Annotated in this window: 13 protein-coding genes; 4 read left to right on the forward strand and 9 right to left on the reverse strand. The window is 60.8% G+C overall.

Annotated features, from left to right (window positions below; all coding sequences use genetic code 11):
• Window positions 1-93 precede the first annotated feature (93 nt).
• Complete coding sequence (locus FNU79_RS14715) at window positions 94-1830, reverse strand: putative bifunctional diguanylate cyclase/phosphodiesterase (protein WP_185974734.1); 1737 nt, start codon at window positions 1828-1830, stop codon at window positions 94-96.
• Window positions 1831-2207: 377 nt separating this feature from the next.
• On the opposite strand from FNU79_RS14715, the gene FNU79_RS14720 reads away from it, so the two are divergent.
• Entirely contained in the window at window positions 2208-4115 is a 1908-nt protein-coding gene (locus FNU79_RS14720) for an HD domain-containing phosphohydrolase (protein WP_143721571.1), read from the forward strand.
• Window positions 4116-4590: 475 nt separating this feature from the next.
• Here FNU79_RS14720 and FNU79_RS14725 read toward each other — a convergent pair whose 3' ends face one another.
• The 3 genes from FNU79_RS14725 to FNU79_RS19495 all read right to left on the reverse strand — a co-directional run bounded on the left by FNU79_RS14725 (window position 4591) and on the right by FNU79_RS19495 (window position 9506).
• Window positions 4591-6189, reverse strand: a complete 1599-nt coding sequence (locus FNU79_RS14725; RefSeq protein ID WP_143721572.1) for a GGDEF domain-containing protein — start codon at window positions 6187-6189, stop codon at window positions 4591-4593.
• Complete coding sequence (locus FNU79_RS14730) at window positions 6186-9191, reverse strand: PAS domain S-box protein (protein ID WP_143721573.1); 3006 nt, start codon at window positions 9189-9191, stop codon at window positions 6186-6188. Before FNU79_RS14730 ends, FNU79_RS14725 begins: the two co-directional genes overlap by 4 nt.
• Before the next feature lie 168 nt (window positions 9192-9359).
• Window positions 9360-9506 carry a hypothetical protein gene (locus tag FNU79_RS19495; protein WP_225430099.1) on the reverse strand — a complete coding sequence of 49 codons (147 nt, stop codon included), beginning with the start codon at window positions 9504-9506 and terminating at the stop codon, window positions 9360-9362.
• Between FNU79_RS19495 and FNU79_RS19815 the strand changes: the two genes are divergently transcribed.
• From FNU79_RS19815 to FNU79_RS14740, 3 genes are all read left to right on the forward strand, one after another.
• A complete protein-coding gene (locus FNU79_RS19815; protein ID WP_404825796.1) occupies window positions 9481-9618 on the forward strand; it encodes a hypothetical protein in 138 nt (45 codons plus the stop codon). The genes FNU79_RS19495 and FNU79_RS19815 overlap by 26 nt on opposite strands.
• Window positions 9603-9743, forward strand: coding sequence for a hypothetical protein (locus FNU79_RS19505; RefSeq protein ID WP_225430100.1), 141 nt, complete (start codon window positions 9603-9605; stop codon window positions 9741-9743). The genes FNU79_RS19815 and FNU79_RS19505 overlap by 16 nt, the downstream gene beginning before the upstream one ends.
• 485 nt (window positions 9744-10228) lie before the next feature.
• On the forward strand, window positions 10229-10591 hold the full coding sequence (locus tag FNU79_RS14740) for a hypothetical protein (protein WP_143721574.1): 363 nt from the start codon (window positions 10229-10231) through the stop codon (window positions 10589-10591).
• 474 nt (window positions 10592-11065) lie between these two features.
• Here the strand turns inward: FNU79_RS14740 and FNU79_RS14745 are convergent, their stop codons facing one another.
• The 5 genes from FNU79_RS14745 to FNU79_RS14765 form a co-directional block, all read right to left on the reverse strand.
• Window positions 11066-12085 (reverse strand): methyltransferase, encoded by a 1020-nt coding sequence (locus tag FNU79_RS14745; protein ID WP_143721575.1) that lies wholly within the window; start codon window positions 12083-12085, stop codon window positions 11066-11068.
• A 292-nt stretch (window positions 12086-12377) separates the two neighbouring features.
• The gene (locus FNU79_RS14750) at window positions 12378-12824 is read right to left on the reverse strand and encodes a cupin domain-containing protein (RefSeq protein ID WP_143721576.1); all 447 of its coding nucleotides are present in this window, start codon (window positions 12822-12824) and stop codon (window positions 12378-12380) included.
• 114 nt (window positions 12825-12938) lie between these two features.
• A complete protein-coding gene (locus tag FNU79_RS14755) occupies window positions 12939-13280 on the reverse strand; it encodes a cupin domain-containing protein (RefSeq protein WP_185974735.1) in 342 nt (113 codons plus the stop codon).
• Window positions 13281-13667: 387 nt separating this feature from the next.
• Entirely contained in the window at window positions 13668-14024 is a 357-nt protein-coding gene (locus FNU79_RS14760; protein WP_143721578.1) for a cupin domain-containing protein, read from the reverse strand.
• A gap of 263 nt (window positions 14025-14287) precedes the next feature.
• On the reverse strand, window positions 14288-16603 hold the full coding sequence (locus FNU79_RS14765) for a LuxR C-terminal-related transcriptional regulator (protein WP_143721579.1): 2316 nt from the start codon (window positions 16601-16603) through the stop codon (window positions 14288-14290).
• Window positions 16604-17328: the final 725 nt, after the last annotated feature.

Below are 17328 nucleotides of genomic sequence, written 5' to 3' on the forward strand. Positions count from 1 at the left end.
GGCTGCATTCCACCTTGGGTTATGTCTGTCCCTGGGCTAAGCTGGTTGAGACGGCAAAGGCTCGCAACGCCGCTTGAAGGATTTCCTGGAGCATTACCATCCCACCTTCAGCAGGAGGTCCGCCTGCTCAGGTGTCTCGATGCCCTCCGCGACTGTCGGAAGTCCAAGGGCGCTGACGAGCGTCACGATCCCGCGCACCACCTCCAGCGCCCTCTTCCCAGCAGGCGTGTCCTCGCCGATCGGCGCAGTAAAGCTCCGATCGATCTTCACCACCTGCACCGGCAGATTCGTCAACGCCGCCAGGCTGCTGTAGCCGTTCCCGAAGTCGTCGAGGGCTGTTTGCACCCCCAGCGCGTTGATCTCCTTTAAGACGGCGGCGAAGCGTGGTTCCAGCATGCTGCTCTCCGTGAGTTCCAGCAGGACTCGCTGGGGCTCGACGCCGCTCTCCATCAGAATCCACCGCAGGTGCTCCGTGAAATCCAGCTGCCGGATTTCCAAAGCACTGACATTCACCGAGACCTTCTGGAGCCGCCCTGTTTTTGCAGCATTGACCGCCTGCCGAAGTACCCAGCGGCCGATCGGCACGATCAGCCCAGAGGTCTCAGCCAGCGGGATGAAATCCCGCGGGCTGACGATTCCGGAAGGCCTGATCCAGCGCAGAAGCGCCTCGTGCGCCACCACAGCCTGACTCCCGGCCTGCACGATCGGCTGGAAGTACAGCTGCAACTCATCTTGTTCGAGTGCCCGGTGCAGCGCGGTCAGGCGCTCCACCTGAAGGGTGGTCCGCTGATCTTCTTGCCGCTGAAAGGCCGCGTGGCCTCCCCCAGCCCGCTTGACCCGGTACATGGCCGCGTCCGCATGGCCCAGCAGGGCGTCCAGTTCCTTTGCGTCGTCCGGATACACACTCAAGCCCAGACTCCAGTGGACGAACACCTCCTGATCTCCAAGCAGGAACGGAACCGCGAAACTGTCTTCCAGGCGCTTGGTCACCAGGGCGATGTCCGCGACCGAGCGAACATCGGCGAGCAGCAGCACGAACTCGTCTCCGCTCATCCGGGCCACCACGTCGCTGGTCGCCGTGGCTTCTTTGAGTCGGCGCGCGATGTCTTTGAGGAGACGGTCCCCTTCAGCATGCCCGAAGGTATCGTTGATCAGCTTGAAGCGGTCGAGGTCCAGAAGGCCCACCACCACTTTCTCCCCGGAGACGTCGGCGCGCCGGCAGGCTTCAGTGAGTTGCTGGCGGAACTGCACCCGGTTCGGGAGACCCGTGAGCGCGTCGTTCATCGCCACGTGGCTCAGCTCATGCAGGGCCTGGCGCAACTTCAGCTCGGCCATCGCCATCTGTGCGAAGGACGCGAGGATCTCCTGTTCTTTCTCGCCGAACTCCCGAGGTTCCGTTCCGATGACGCAGAAGGTGCCGAGCTTGTGCCCATCAGGCGTGATCAGGGGCGCACCCGCGTAAGACCGGATATGTGGCTCGCCCAGCACGTTGGGATACGTGCGAAATTGCTCGTGCTGGGTGGCGTCGGGGACGACCATCACGCCATCCTGGGCAATGGCGACTGAACAGAACGACTCGCTACGCGGCCCCTCAAACGTTGGAAAGCCGTAATTGGCCTTGAACCACTGCCGGTCCTCGTCAACGAAACTGACCAGCGCCATGGGCATGTCAAAGACGCGGACGGCCAGCTCCACCAGATGGTCGAACTGCGGCTCCGGGGGCGTGTCGAGGACGGCAAAGCGGTGGAGAGCGGCCAGCCGTGACTGTTCAGCAGTGGAAAGGGCGACCTCCGTGGAGCCGGTGGGATCTGTACCACGGGTGGGAATCATAAGGCACCCTATTGGATATTGCTTTGTATTTTTCTTACATTTAAACGGACTCATCCAGATTCGATTTGAGCATGCAGTTGGTCTTTGTCGTCGATAATCTCGCAAGATCAATTCAGTTGAAAAGGCTTAGTCAGCCTCGTTCCTGCTTGTGACTCGGATTCTTTTCTCAAAACCCGGCATCCCACTTCATTGACAAAGCTTCAAACATGGCGTACTTGAAGAGGCGAAACATTTGTCTCCTCTCTCTCCATAGTCGTAAAGCGAGGCCGTCAGAAAGTCGCACTGGGAGCACGTCACCCCCGCCCCATCCTCGAGGCAGACCCTTCGTTCCTTGAGGCTGTGAATCTTCTGTCATGGCTTGAGGACTACCCTGTCGTATGCTTCCCCTCTTCCCGCACGCCAGCGTGCACCCGTTCGACCGGGTGGAAGACGTCATCTTCACCCTCGACGCCCATGAGCGCTTGACCTTCGTGAACGCCTTCGCCCTGAACGCCTGGGGAAAAGAATCTCACGAATTGCTCGGGCGGATCTACCAGGACGCCCTCCCGACGAAAGCCCAGCCTGAAGTCATGGCCGCTTTCAGGCATGTTCTGTCCACTCAACAGCGTACCGAACTGGAAGTGTTCGGTGATCGCCACCAGGGATGGATCGGCCTGATCATCTACCCGGATCAGGGCGGTCTGACCGTGCATGTCCGGCCACTTCCCAGAAGCACCGGAAGTAACACTCATACCGACTTCGACGCGCTGACTGGCTGCCTCACGCGCAGCGCTTTCGCACAGGCGCAGCGCACCTTGACCTTTCCCCACGTCCTGGCCATCCTCGACCTGAATCTGCTGAAAAGCGTCAACACCCTGCGCGGACACAGCGGCGGAGACGCTCACATCCGTACCGTCGCACACGCATTAAGGGAAGCGTTGCCTGCGGGGGCCTTGATCTGCCGATGGGGCGGAGACGAGTTCGTGATCCTCACGCCTGGCCATGACCAGGCAGCGCTCCAGAAGCTGCTGGATGAGACGAACAGTGCGTTGCCGGGTCCGATGCCGAACATCCTGGCGTTCACCATCGGCATAGCCCTTTGGGAAGCCGAGACGGTTTATGAGCGTGCGTTCGCTATCGCTGACGAACACATGCAACTCCGGAAAGAGCGGCTCAAGGAAGTCACCCCAGGCCAGCGCGAAGCCGACTCCTTCGTGACGTTCTCTCAGGAACTCGAGGCCATTCATGACCCTGGCGACCTGATTCAGCACGCCCTGAACCGACTGCTGAGCGTGCTCAACTTCGATCAGGCCGCCTACGCCATTATCGATGGCAACGAAGCCTTCTTCTCCCAGCAGGCCCTCAGCGAGGGCGTTCCGGCTCCACAACCGGCCCTAAATGTCCGGGTGCCCCTCACCGAGGCTGGCCTGATCGACACGGCCCAGCGCACACGGACGACGGCGTGGAGCACCGACTACCCGAGCACCTCGGACAACATGGCGATTATGGTGGTACAAGGCGTCAAGAGTGCCGTCGTCACGCCTGTCTTCAGTCATGGACAGGTCGCTGCTGTCATCGTCCTGCGTGCCGTGAACCGCTGGCAGACCATCACGCCGCAGATGCGCAAGATCATGGAACTCACCGCGCTGCGCCTGGAGCACGCTCTCGAACTCCGCCGCGCGGTCGGTGAAGTCCGCTCGACCCTGGAGGCGGGCATGCTGACGCTCGGCATCGTCCTCGAAGCCAGGGATTTCGAGACCAGTGGCCACACCCACCGCGCCGCCATCATGGCGGCGCAGCTCGGCGAGCAGCTCGACCTGAACACCACCGACCTCCACCACCTGCGACAAGGAGCCTACCTGCACGACCTCGGGAAACTCTGCGTCCCAGATCAGATCCTGAGGAAACCCGGCAAGCTCACGCCGGAAGAATGGACGACCATGCAGAGCCACGTTGTCCAGGGACACGACCTGGCCGCCCGGATCGCCGGACTCTCTGCGGAAACGTTGGGTGTCATCCGCTCTCACCATGAGCGTTGGGACGGCAGCGGTTACCCGGATGGTCTTGCTGGAACAGCCATTCCCCTGAATGCGCGGATTTTCGCGGTGTGCGACGTGTACGACGCTTTGATCAGCCAACGGCCATACAAGGCGGCTTGGAGTCACGAGGCCGCCATCTTGGAGATCGAACGGCAGTCGGGTCACCACTTTGATCCGGACGTTGTCCGTGCGTTTCTGGGCTTGATGGGACGAGCCGTGAACTTTCAGATTGAGCCGACTGGCAGTCAGGAATCAGGGCATCCCTGAGCCGTACCGTGGTGTTCCGCACTGACTCAAAGGCCAGTGCGGGAGCAGCCTGAAGTGACTGAAGGATAACCTGAGCACCGCTTTCCTCCACCCTTAAAGAGGAAGATCTCGTCAGTGCGACAAGATAGTGTGACTCTTGGTCGCCCGCATTGGTGAAACGAGAGCCCGATCGATAATGTGAGTCCGCTCAGGATTTAGAGTCCAGTCGTCTTAAGTGAATAGGCCACGCAATCATAAAGCGGATGGTCGTGGACTCAGGAAAATGATGCGCTGTAACGGTAGATGGAAAGCCAGACGAACGTTTCCGAATTGCCCTGTCTGCGGCTGCGCGACAGACTTCGGCGCACCAAATACGACGCCCTTGTACGTGGCCAAGCGGTCTGTATGACAAGCCGTATCCAGACGCAGTGCCAGCAAACCCTCCCACAACCTCGACCATATTCGCACTTCCTCAGGGCGTCCAGAAGAACACGCGCTACGCCCTGAGGGAGGCTTGGTGCTCCTGCTTCTGGAGGTACATCCGTTGATCGCTGAGACGCAGAAGACCCTTGGCCTCGTTACGGTCGTCTGGGAACGTGGCGATCCCAGCACTGACATCGGCCTGGCCGAACCCACTACTTCTGAGTCGCTCTAACGCGGCCTCGACGCGGGCCAGCGAGCCACTGACCGCCGTGCCTGCCGGAGCTGGATGTTTCACGAGCACCATGAACTCGTCACCGCCGACTCGGAACAGGGCGTCCTCGCCACGGAAGGCGAGCCGCAGTGACGTGGCGAACCCGGTCAGCAGCGCGTCACCCCGGTCATGCCCCTCATGGTCGTTCACTGCCTTGAGCCCGTCGAGGTCAAGCGAGATCAGGCTCAACCCCGAATTGGTTTTGCGGGCCTCCGCTAGGCCCAGGAGCAGGGCAGCCTCCAAAGCGCGCCGGTTGCCGAGTCGGGTGAGCGGATCGGTCAGGGCGTCTTCACGCAGGCTCTGCATGGATTGCTGACGCTCATGCGACAACTGGACACTGTGTGCCACCGTCAGGAAGAGGTTCCGGTCATTTTCCGACCATGGCATGGCATTCCCGACCCGGGCAATGATCAGCGCCAGACCCCTGGCCGGATCGCCCACTGTCAGCGGAACGAACGCCAGCGCCCGGACACCTTCGTTCACCAATACCTCGGTGGATAGGGGCCTGTCGTGATCGCGGCCGATAAACAGCACCTCGTTTTGCTGAAGACTTCGCCAGACCAGGCTCTGCGACCTGGGGAGTCCCTGTTCCAAGAGGTGAACGAGTTTCCCAGACACCGCAGCGCTTCTGAACTGCACCTGATGGCTCACGAACTCACCCTCCACCTGGGCCAGGACAGCGAGGTCAAGCTGCGCCGGACCAGCCATGCTCTCGGCGGCCCGCCGGGCCGTCTCGTACAGACTTATCGGCGCTGCGGTAAGCCGGGTCACCTCGATGAGGGCCTTCAAGAAACCCACGGCCTGGTCGAGTTCCAGAAAGTTCTGGGACCGCTGGAGGGCGTGGCCCAGCGTTCCGGCTGTAGCGTCCAGAAGCGTCCGTTCCCTGGACGTCCAGGGTCTCGCCACACCAAAGCGGAACGCGCTCAGAATCCCGACCTCTCCGGCCAGCCGCCCAAACGGTAGATGCGCCACGGCGCTCAGGCCCGCCTGCACCATGAACGGCAACGCCATCAGGCTGCATGGATAGTCATCGACGAACAGTGGCTTTCCCGATTCGATGCGTTCCCAGAAGACGCCGCCCTCGGCACGCTCAAAGCGCTGGTGGCGCAACACCTCGAACTGGAGCGGACCGTCGCCTTGCAAAACCACCACCTGGACGCCCCGGAGAACCGTTCCGAAGCTGATACAGATCTGGTCGGCCTGGGTAAGCTGCTGAAGGCGTCCGGCCACATGCTCACCGATGACGCGCGAGTCTCCGACGATACCGAGTTCGGCAGTGAGGTTGGCCAGGTACTCCGCGTCATCCGCGCGTTCCTCTGCTGCCCGCAGCTGCGCCCTAATCTGAATCAGCTCTTGGGCCTTACCAGAGGAGGCCTTGCCCGAAGGCCGGCGGGGGCTCACGGTGCACTCTGATGCAGCATCTGCATGAAGATCATCACCACTGCCGGATCGAAGTGGGTGCCTGCACCGTTTTGGATGTGCTCGAGGGCTCGCTTCCTGGTCCAAGCCTTTCGGTAGGGGCGGTTGCTGGTCAGGGCGTCGTAGACGTCCACCACCGCGAATGCCCTGGCCGCCCTGGGGATGGCCTCCCCTTTCAAGCCCAGCGGGTAGCCGCTGCCGTCCCACTTCTCGTGGTGATACTGCGGGATGTCCAGTGCCGGGCGCAGATATTCAATCGGCGAGAGCAGGTCCACCGCGTACCCAGGATGCTTTCTCATCATGACCCACTCGTCTTCGGTGAGCTTGCCGGGCTTGAGCAGCACCGCGTCGGGAACGCCCATCTTGCCGATGTCGTGAAGCAAAGCGCCCCGGCGCACGTCCACGAGTTTCTCGGGTGGAACGCTCAAATGCTGACACAGCGCCACGGTCATCTCGGTCACCCGCCTGGAATGCCCCTCGGTCTCGTGATCGCGCAGGTCCAGCGCCCGCGCCCAGCCTTCGATGGTCTCGTCGTAGGCCAGCCGCAGCTCCAAGTTCTTGCGCTCCAGTTCCGTGAAGAGCCAGCTGCTGTCCACAGCAATGGCCGCTTGATTGTCGAGGATTCCGAAGGTTTCCAGCCAGGTAGCCGACGGATCGAAGGGTTTGCGGTGCAGCACCTCGATGACGCCCAAGACCTTGCCTTTGGCGATGATCGGCGCGCCGTAGTAGGCCATGATCCGCTCCTTTTGAAGCATGGCCCACCAGGTCGGCGAGAGGGTGACGGTGCGGAGATCGGGGATGAGCATCGGCTGCCGGTCCACCGCGACCTGACCGCCCAGACCTTCGCCGAGCTGCAACGTCAGGTCGTGGAGTGCAGTGGTAAAGCCCCTGGCCGCCGCATATTCAAGCGTGAGGGTGTGCTGATCGAGCAGCAGAACCGTCACCGCGTCGGCGTTCAGCCGCTGCATGATGTTGTCCAGGATGAGGCCGAGCGTGACGTCGAGACCCGCGCTGGCGGCAATGGAGCGGTCGATCTCCTGCAAGCCGGTGACGTGACGCAGTTGATCCCTGAGATTTTCATTGAGGGTCTGAACCTCGTGCTCGGCCTCGCGCAGGGAAGTGATATCGCGGGTGATCTTCGAGAAGCCGACCACCTGAGCAGCCGCGTTCAGGACGGGCGAGATGGTCACCACGACCTGGATCTGCTTCCCACTCTTGGTGATCCGCCAGGCTTCAAACGGTGGATCCCGCTCGCCACGCCTGGCCCGTTCGATCAGCTTCATTTCCAGGATCTGAAACTCGGCGGGGATCAAGAAGGTGATCGGCTGACCGATTACCTCGGCTGCTGTGTAGCCGTAGAGTTCCTCGGCACCGGGATTCCAGGAGCGGACGATGCCGTCAAGAGACAACCCGATGATGGCATTGTGACTGGCGTGCACGATGGCCACCAGGAACGCCTGATCTTCCTCGGCAGACTGGCGCTGGGTGATGTCGCGGGCCACACCGTACAGCAATCTCTCGTCCGGCACCACCACCGCCGACCATTCCAGCCAGACCACGCTGCCATCTTTATGGAGGTAGCGGTTTTGGAAGGTCGTCGTGGCCTGACCTGAACTGATGTGCTGGCCCTCAACGCTGGTCATGGCAGCGTCGTCGGGATGAACGAAATCGAAGGCGGAGCGGCCAAGCATCTCCTCAGGCGCATATCCCAGGATACGACTGGAAGCGGCGCTCACCCTGACGAATATGAGGTGGTCGTCTGCCCCAACGGTGACGATCATATCGAGGGATAAGTCGAGGGTGCGCTGCAACTCTGTTACGGTGTTGCGCAAACGCGCCTCGCTGGCTTCAAGACGGTGCTGGGCCCGCTTCTCCTCGGTGACGTCGCGCATGAAACAGATGGTGCAGGTTTCTCCGGCCACCTCTGTCGGCACGATGGTCAGGACGCCGTGTACGGCCTCTCCAGCCTTGTTATAAAAAAGGATTTCCCGGCTCTGTATTGGCTGGGGCGGGTCCAAGGTGTCCCAGGTTTCGTCACGGTCTGCTGGATCAACCAGGGAAATGAGGTTCTGCGATTGATTGCCGATGATGTCTTCCCTTCGGTAGCCGATCTGACGCAAAAACTCCTCATTGACGTCAACAAAAGTCCCGTCCTTGCTCCGGATGATGAAGATGGAGATGGGACTGGTCTGGAAGACTTTGGCAAAGCGCTCTTCGCTGACCTGAAGCTCACGCTGCGCTTCTCGGCTCTCGGTGACGTCGCGCAGAAACATCGACATCCCGTCGTCACCCGGATAGGCCGTCAGCTCGATCCACCGTCCGAACGCTGGCAGATAACTGACTGCGCTCTGGGTGGTGCCCGTCTCCACCGCTTGCAAGACAGCCAAGCTGAGCGCAGCGTCTCTATGTTCGGAAAAGGCGGCAAAAGGGTCAAGACCGGCAAAGTCCTCGGGTTGTCGACCGGCGATCCTCGCGGCGGCTTTATTGATGTAAATCAACTTCCAATCCTTATCAAAGGACAGGAAGCCGTCGGTCATGCGGTTCAGAGTGGCGCTCAGTTGCTCACGGGCCTGCGCTTCGCCCCGCAGCGCTTCCTCAAGCGAGGTGACGTCGTTCTGAAAGCCCACGAAGTGCGTGAGGATGCCCGCCACGTCCCGGAGAGGACTGAGGGTCAGCTCGTTATAGAACAGCGTGCCGTCTTTGCGGTAGTTGCGCAGTACCGTGGTGGTGCTCTGACCTTGCGCCAGGGCGTCCCGGATCTCACGCCGGGCGTCCTGATCACGGTCTTGGCCCTGCATGAAGCGGCAGTTACGCCCGATGATCTCGGCTGCTCGGTAGCCGCTCAGCTGCTCGAAAGCCGGGTTGACGTACACGATGGGCATGTCCAGCTGCTGGGCGTCGGTGATGATAAAAGGATTGACGTTGGCCGTCAGGGCTTGGCTCAGGAGGTTGAGGTCAGGGATTGACGCAGAGTGGTGATCCATAGGTCCTCCGGACTGCTGGGTTGACCTACACAAACGGACCAGTGATCCAAAAGTTGCTCAACTCGCTTGAGAAAACACCCGTTTCTGCAACATCCCTACCAGTATGCTCTAGTATCCTCCATTACATTGTTCAAACCTGCTGCCACATCTTTTTCAAAGGCGACACCTTTATGCGTAGAGGTACTCCACATGCTTATCGGCTACGCCCGCGTCAGCAAGCAACTCGGTCAAGACCCCGACGCTGGGACCGTCCGGAGCCGCCCTGATTGACACCCTGCGCTCAGGAGACATGCTGGTGGTCTGGAAACTGGACATACTCAGCCGCAGCCTCAAGGATCTGCTGGACCGTCTGAAGACGCTGGAGGTCGGCCCGAGCAGATCGGCACCGACACCACCAGCCCAGCCGGGCAGATGCTGCTGCAGATGATCGGAGCCTTTGCCGAGTCCGCGCGCGAGATGACCCGTGAGGGGCTAGCCGCCGCCCGCGTCGAGTGCCGCATCGGCGGACGCAAGTTGGTCAGATTTCGCCACCAAGAGTTGGGCGTCCTGTGAACTCAAATGAGTTCACAGATGGGCGTTTGAGGGTCTTTATACCCAAGATGAAGTTGCCGAATCCCGTGATTTCGTCGGTTTGCAGCCCCATTTCGCTGCATCAAACGCCGGATTGCCCTTCAAATTGACCACTCGAGCGTGAAATTCAGTCGAATGGTCAAAATCTGGCACGGACAGACTTCGCAAGCATGTGCAGTGGACTGGTCGGCTGGTGATGACATTCGCGCGGGCACTGACCATTCGATTGGGCTTCAAGCGTCCTCCGACACAGATGGACGATGACCGTGGTAGACAGCCTCTTTCCCGTCCTGCAAGTCGCTTCAGGTGTCGTTCATGGGTCGTTCAGGGGCTCCCACGCATACTTCCCCCATCAAACGAGCACGCCCCAGACGGACTGCGGCACTACCACCTCCGACTTCTCGCACCTAAGGAGACCCACCATCCGCAACCTGATTTCCCTGACTGCCCTAACCGCCCTCAGCCTCTTGAGCGCCAGCCACGCTCAGGGTGTTCGGAGCGCCCTTCCTTCCCGCATCAACACGGCCACCGTGCAGCAAGCCCCCATCCGGCTGGTGCTCGCGGGCGAAGGCCGTTCCACTCCCACCGCTCTGGAGCCGGTGATCACCGAGCCACTCGATACCGTCGTCCATCCGCAGACTCCAAACACGTACCGCCGCTGGTTCGTGGTCGGCGTCGCTCCACTGAACAACCACTGGCATTTGACCACCACGTTCAGATACTGGGATGGACAAAACTGGGTGCTCCACTGCCGTGATGACTACCAGATGGCGCAACCTGTAAAGCTGCAGATGCAGCTTCAGGTCCAAGACCTTCTCGAACTGCCCTGATCTGCACAGTTTCACCGCTCACTGGCGCAGTCACCACCGCCGCGCCCAGCGTGTCGGCCAGTCTCACCCAAACATGTAGGGCAGCACGCTCACCTCGCAATGGGTGGGCGTTTTTCTGTAGAAACATACATGGACACACTGATCTCAGAGGCCGTCAATGTCAGTTTAGGTTCTCTGGCCCTCAAAGATTGACGAGAACAGGCCCAGAAAGCGCCGTCGACATCGGGTTTTCGAGCTTCCAGCCTGACGTCCAGTTGAGTTATACCTCAGGTTGACAGAGCTCCTCGAACCGGCAAGGCAGGTTTGTGTAGTTTCCTGCTCAAGCGCCCGAGAAAATCCGTTGGCGAACATCTGTCGTCCAGGATGAATTGGCGGAAGAGGTGTGCCGCAACCTGTTGAGCACCGCGCATGCCTTGAAGTGCAAACGCTTCACGGGGACTCTGAGCGTTCGTGGCTATGCAGCGCTTCGCGTGATCAGATGCTCCGTGTTTCCAGGACCCAGAAGGATGAGTTGGTCTGATGCAGTTGGGGCTCCCCAAACCCGGAGTTGTTAAACAGGGCGATGAACTCCCCTCGGGTGCGTTCCCAACCGTGCAGGTTGACCATCATGGTGATGTCCGTCAGGTAGGTCATCGGACTTGGCGGGCCTGACTCACCCATGACCTGATCAATGACCAGCAACCGCTTCTGCGGGCCCATTGCGGCCCGGATGTTCGCCAGGATCGACAGGCAATGCTCATCGTCCCAGTCGTGCAGGATCTGCGACAGGAGGTACACGTCCCCGCCCGGCGGGACACTTTCGAAGAAGCTCCCGGCCTGAACTTCTACCCGTTTGGCCAACTCGCCGAGGACCCGCCCAGCTCCGGCCACCACGGCCTCCTGATCAAACAGCAGGCCGCGCATCCCAGGGTTCCGTTCGAGGAGCGCGGCCAGCAGCGCTCCGGTCCCCCCACCGACATCGACGACCAGACTTGCACCCGTAAGATCACAGGCAGCCGCGACCGCAGCTGGCCGATCACCCGTTCCGTTCTGCATCAGCACATTAAACAGCTCCGCCTCGTCGGGATGGAGCTTCAGGTAGTCGAACACTGGCATGTGGTAAACGGCCTCGAAGGCGCAGTCGCCTGTTCGGACGGCATGCTCCAGGTTGGCCCATCCACCTGTCACGTGCGGGGCAGCCCAGTAGCGGGCCGCGTGATACAGCGTCGGCACCGCGTTTTTCCTCAGGGTGTCCGAGCGGACAGACTGACCGATGCGGTCATCAGCGTCGATCTCGAAAATCCCGAATGCTGCCAGCGCCCGGCACAGGCGAAGCAGCATTTGTGGGTCCGCACCGACCTTCAGTGCGAGGGGAGCGGCAAATTCTGGGCCGTCCGTCAGCTGGTCTGGCAGCCCCAGGGCCACAGCGACCTGGATCATCCTGGAGAGCTGGAAGCCCCGGATCAGCTGATCCATCTCAGCGAAAGCGGCACTGGGGGACGTCGGTGTCGACATGAGTGCTCCTGTCCCCGAACCGGGGCGTGAACGTCAACGCTTGGACGTGGCTCTTGAGCGTCATAAGGCCGTCAATATAAACGGATTCACGAGAGTGGCGGCTGAGGCGCGTTATCTGCAGTAGATGCTGGTGGCCTGGTTGCGAAAAATGCTGTTCTGGAAAGCCATCATCTGAATTCGCCAACAGTATCCAGCCGTGTCTTGTCTCCTGATTGGGCACAATCCCAGCGTGACGTAGATGTTCATCTGGAATAGAGCTCAAATGACACCTCATTGCGTGGGAACCGAAATTTCATATCTGCTCCCCAGGCGATGTCCATGGATCGGATTCGTCTGGACTGAGCCATACTCCTGCTTCCATGAAAGAGCGTTCTGGTCCAGCTGGCGAAAACGTCGCAAGGAGGCGTGCGGGTTGCGGTCCGTTGGTGATGCTATGGGGCGTCTGCCTGGGAATATGAACGAAGTCGCCAGCCTTCACCTCGAAGGTACGTGGGCCTACCTGGTAGGTAAGCTGGCCACTCAGCACATAAAACTGTTCTTCCTCAGCTTCGTGCTGGTGCAGACCTGGACCTCCGCCGGGTGAAACAAGCACTTCCATGGTGGTGTAGCTGCCGCCTGATTCCTCGCCGGTCACCAAAACCGTAAAGAGGTCTCCAGCGAACCGGAAAGAGCGCCGGGTACGCGCCGGAATATGAAGAATGACGTTGGATGGATCTTCTCGACCTTTGAGCATAAACATGCTCCTTTACATCCCAGTGGATGCGCCAGCCCTCGAGTACCACAGTTGTTCATCGGTTTGTTGGTGTAGAGCAAGCATAATCCAGTCACACCGCTGATGGGAGGGAATGAGGTTTCATAGCTGCTCTCCAGGCGATGTCCATGGGTCGGCCTCGTCTGGACTGAGCCATACCCCTGCTTCCATGAAAGAGCATTCCGGTCCAGCTGGCGAAAACGTAGCGAGGAGGCGTGCAGGTTGCGGTCCGTTGATGAAGCCATGTGGCGTCTGCCTGGGAATATGAATGAAGTCGCCAGCCTTCACATTGAAGGTGTGTTGGCCTACCTGATAGGTGAGTTGCCCACTTAGCACATAAAACTGCTCCTCTTCGGCTTCGTGCTGGTGAAGGTCTGGACCTACGCCAGGTGGAACAAACAGTTCCATGGTGGTATAGCTGCCGCCCGATTCCTCACCGGTCACCAAGATCGTGAAGACTCCCCCACCGAACCAGAAAGAGCGCCTTGTACGAGCTGGGACATGAAGAATGACATTGGATGGATCTTCTCGCCCTCCGAGCATAAACGTGCTCCTCTACATCCAATAGATGTGCCAGCCTTCCAGTACTCCAATCGATCATCAGTGTGCCTGCGGACCGCAGGCCTACATCACCTACACGTCAGGTTATTGAGCGCTCTCGCCGGCTGCGCGGGAAGTTTTGTTCTGGGTCCAGCCTGACTTCTGGACGAGCAAGACCGAGCGGCGCAGCCACTACCCACGTGGTGGGCAGGAACCGCCACCCGGACACTCCCCGCGTCACTGGCGTCGATCACACCAGAAGATCACTGTTGACACTGGCGACCTGACCGGCTACAGAGGCAACAGGTGAGGCGTCAACTGCACATCTTCAAGCAGCGTAATACCTTGATCACGACAGATGGCCAGAAACTCGGCCATCTCCGGGCCACCGTGCCCAACATCCGTCCAGTGTCCGTCGATGAAGCAGCTGACGTGGCCATCGATCACATGAACTAGCTCGTCTTCCTTTGAGTGGACACCTGGAGGTGTGCCGAAATCTGGAGGTACTGGTACCCAAACGACCGTGAGGGCTCCAACCGTCTGCTTACCCGTGAGCATGGCGGAGATGATCCCTACAGCCTCGAGGTCAAGATCGTTGCCTGCGCCAGCTTGAACGATGACAGCTCGGGATGAGGACGCAGTGGACATACAAGGCCTCCAGACTCACACGCGTGCACGATGGGCCGAACAACACGAACGACTTTGAGGTGATCTTTAGCCGCTGCTCTAGGAATGCTCCTGCCACTCCTGCATGGAACGGTGGATGAATGAGAGTGCCTGCAGTGAAAATGCGTCGGTGACGGCCGCTGCCGCCTCGCTCTTGAAGATCAGCTGTTGCTGATGCTTCAAAGTAAGGGCCAGGGACCCTATCCCGCATCGACAATCCTCAGTAGTCAGCGCACTTATCAGGACTATGTAGTTCGGTTCGTTTCCTGTTGAATGGCCCAGCGGGTCAGTTCCACACGGTTGTGCAGGCCCAGTTTGCCGAGCAGGTTGCTGACGTGCTTGCTGACGGTGGTGGGGCTGATGCTCAACAGGCGGGCAACCTTCCGGTCCGGATGGCCCTGTGCCACTAGGGCCAACACCTCCTGTTCGCGGGGCGTCAACGCTGAGCGGCTGGTCGGCTGGATGGTCGGTGAGATCGGCATCTGGGCCAGCCGCTCAGCCAGTTCCACCATGTCCGCCAGTTGCAGGGAGGTGCCAGCCGTCCAGGCCTGCTGGTAGGCGATCTCGCCCAGCGCCTCGCGGGCACGGGCCATATCCTGGCGCAGACGACGCTCCGACATACTCTGCGCGCTTTCCCAACTGGGCTCATTCACGAACGCCGCGAACTGCACCAGCGTCGTCCATTCCTGCTGCTCAGCCGCCACCAGGGTCAGCCCTAGACGCAGGGCATGGATGACGACTCCCCTGAGACTCTTGTTCACTGCGTCGTGCAGACAGGACAGCAGCAGGGGCCTCGCTTCAGAAAGTCTGTTCACATACACCAGTAGGCAGCCCACCGTAATCATGGAATTCAGCTCGAAGTACCGGTTACCCATGTCCCGGTGATACTCGCAGGCCAGCTGAGCGTACTCTAGGGCTTCTTCGTGGCGACCCAGTCCCAGCAGATCCAGGGCCGCGGCCCTGTGGGCGTTGGCCCACAGGAACCGCTGCGTGCGGGGCAGCGGAGTGGCGCTCGTCTGTTCCCGCAGCTCGCGAATGACCTGCTGCACCATCTCCCAGGCCCGTTCCCCCTGACCGGTGTCGCGCGCCACCACGGCCAAGCCAAAGGTGGCCCACGCGGCACTCTGTCCATCGTTCAACTCACGGCACAGCTCCGAGATCCTGTGCAGCCGCGCCTCACACGCCTGGAATTGACCTGTGAAGTTCAGGCTGTCCGCGCTGACTTCCAGTGCCCGGAGCAGCGTGACCCGGTCTTCGGGCTCGGGCAAAGCTAGCACCCGCTCGACCAGCGGCGCTTCCTGTACGAACAGTCCGAAAGATGCCCAAATGCTACGAAGCGCAGCGAGGTAGCGGTAGGCCAGGTCGGACCTTCGTTCCTCCACTGTCCAGACCAGGCCGGCCCGGATGTTCGGGTAATGCGGCAGGTACTCGTCCCAGCTGTTCACAATCTCGAGCTCACGGCTGCGCCATTCCTTCTCGACCATGTTCAGAAAGTGCTGCGCCTGCCGCTCACGCCAGACTGCGACCTGCGGGTGGCCCTCCAAGCGTTCCACGGCCAGTTCCTTGAGCGGTTGAAGCATCTTCCAGAAGGTCTCCGGCGTGTCCAGGCGCTGGAGCAGGCTCTGCTCCAGCAGCGCCTCGGCCCGGTCGAGCACATCAGGTGACCCCCACACGTCAACCAGCGCCTGCGGCGTGAAGGGACCGTCGAAGACTGCACAGCATTCGAACACCGTCCGGTCCACGTCCCCCAGCAGGTCGTAGCTCCACTGCACGGCCGCCCGCAGCGAACGCAAGCGTTCGGGTCGGTCCCGGAAGTCGGCCTTCAGAACCTCCAGGGGACGCTCCAGGCGGGCCAGCAGGTCACCCAGGGCGTAGGTGCGTGTCCGCATGGCTGCGAGCTCCAGAGCCAACGGCACACCTTCAAGCACCTCGCACAGCCGCACAACCTGAGATGCGGTAGTCGAAGTCAATTCGAACGAGGGCTGCACAGCCTGCACGCGGGCCACAAACAGTTGCACCGCAGCACTCGAGGCGGCATCCCGGACACGGTGGGCCAGCGTCAGCGGCTCGACCGGGTACTCGGCCTCGTCGTGCAGGCGCAGAGCAGTGCGGCTGGTCACAACCAGCCGCAGGGTCTCAGTGGCGGCCAGCAGGTCACCCAGTCCCAGAGCAGCGGCCAGGAGTTGCTCGAAGTTATCGAGGATCAGCAGGGTGCGGCGACCGGCCGCGAAGGCATGAATACGCCGTTCTGGTGCTCCACTGGATCCACCGTCCAGCGACGCCGCGATGAGGCCCATGACCCGCTCCGGTTCGCGGACGGCACTCAGGTCGATGACCTGCACGTGGTCAAATTGAGGGTCGCCATGGGGAGACGAACGGTTTTCCCTCAGCGCCTGGGCAAGGTGTAGGGCCAGCGTGGTCTTGCCGATGCCACCGGGGCCGCGCAGCGTGAGGAGTCGCACACCGCCGCGCAGCAGGGTCAGCAGCTGGCTCAGGTCGTGCTCGCGGCCATAAAGCGGGGCGAGCATGACTGGCAGCGGCGACCCCAGCGGGCTATCCATGGTTCAGTGTAGACCCGGAAGTCATTGACTGTTCATGCGGGTTGATCAAAATCCTGCCCTTCGCCAAATTAAGCCCTTCACGCATGGACTTGCTCCTCCACATCCTCCATACCTGAGTGACGGGCTTGGGTTCATCCGAGGAGCAGAGCCGGGACGGCCCAAGCGGCGCTGTGGCGGGCGACGTGAGGACGGGACGGGTGCGTGTTGCGGCGGTCAGTCATCCGGTTCCTCCTCTGGGGACACACCACGGTCACTGTGTTGAAATGAACGCTTCGCCTGGACGCTGGCAGATGGTGGGCAACCCAGTCTCTGGTGTGTTACCCAGGGAGGCCGGCGCGGCGTTTCCAGGTATCGAGCCAGCGTTTGACGGGTTCCAGGTGTTCTGGCTGCATCCCCTATCCGGGTTGACCGATTTTGTGTTGCGCTGTGCGAAGGATCGCTGCACCAGTCCACGCGAAGTACAGCGGCCTGTCTGTGTAGCGCGGCTTGCCTGCGAAATAGCCGTCCTGTAATTCCTGTGCGAAGCGGTGACGCGAGACGACTTGCTCAGGAGAACGGATGCGCGGGCCAAGTGCGGGCCCGACCGGACTGAGCTGGATCAACATGAGGGCTCGCCGGGCTGAAGCGCGGCATTGTGACCATTGCTGCCTGACATGCTCATACCGTCCTCTTCTGGTGCGTCCCAGCACAATTGGCGGACGACACCCGAGCCAAAGCGTGAGGGA

The organism is Deinococcus detaillensis, assembly GCF_007280555.1.
Taxonomy (GTDB): Bacteria; Deinococcota; Deinococci; order Deinococcales; family Deinococcaceae; genus Deinococcus; species Deinococcus detaillensis.

Excerpts from the sequence above, each read along its gene's own strand:
- FNU79_RS14765 (WP_143721579.1), bottom strand. The coding sequence starts at position 16,603 with ATGGATAGCCCGCTGGGGTCGCCGCTGCCAGTCATGCTCGCCCCGCTT.
- FNU79_RS14760 (WP_143721578.1), bottom strand. The coding sequence starts at position 14,024 with ATGTCCACTGCGTCCTCATCCCGAGCTGTCATCGTTCAAGCTGGCGCA.
- FNU79_RS14750 (WP_143721576.1), bottom strand. The coding sequence starts at position 12,824 with ATGTTTATGCTCAAAGGTCGAGAAGATCCATCCAACGTCATTCTTCAT.
- FNU79_RS14720 (WP_143721571.1), top strand. The coding sequence starts at position 2,208 with ATGCTTCCCCTCTTCCCGCACGCCAGCGTGCACCCGTTCGACCGGGTG.
- FNU79_RS19815 (WP_404825796.1), top strand. The coding sequence starts at position 9,481 with ATGCTGGTGGTCTGGAAACTGGACATACTCAGCCGCAGCCTCAAGGAT.
- FNU79_RS19505 (WP_225430100.1), top strand. The coding sequence starts at position 9,603 with ATGCTGCTGCAGATGATCGGAGCCTTTGCCGAGTCCGCGCGCGAGATG.
- FNU79_RS14715 (WP_185974734.1), bottom strand. The coding sequence starts at position 1,830 with ATGATTCCCACCCGTGGTACAGATCCCACCGGCTCCACGGAGGTCGCC.
- FNU79_RS14730 (WP_143721573.1), bottom strand. The coding sequence starts at position 9,191 with ATGGATCACCACTCTGCGTCAATCCCTGACCTCAACCTCCTGAGCCAA.
- FNU79_RS19495 (WP_225430099.1), bottom strand. The coding sequence starts at position 9,506 with ATGTCCAGTTTCCAGACCACCAGCATGTCTCCTGAGCGCAGGGTGTCA.
- FNU79_RS14745 (WP_143721575.1), bottom strand. The coding sequence starts at position 12,085 with ATGTCGACACCGACGTCCCCCAGTGCCGCTTTCGCTGAGATGGATCAG.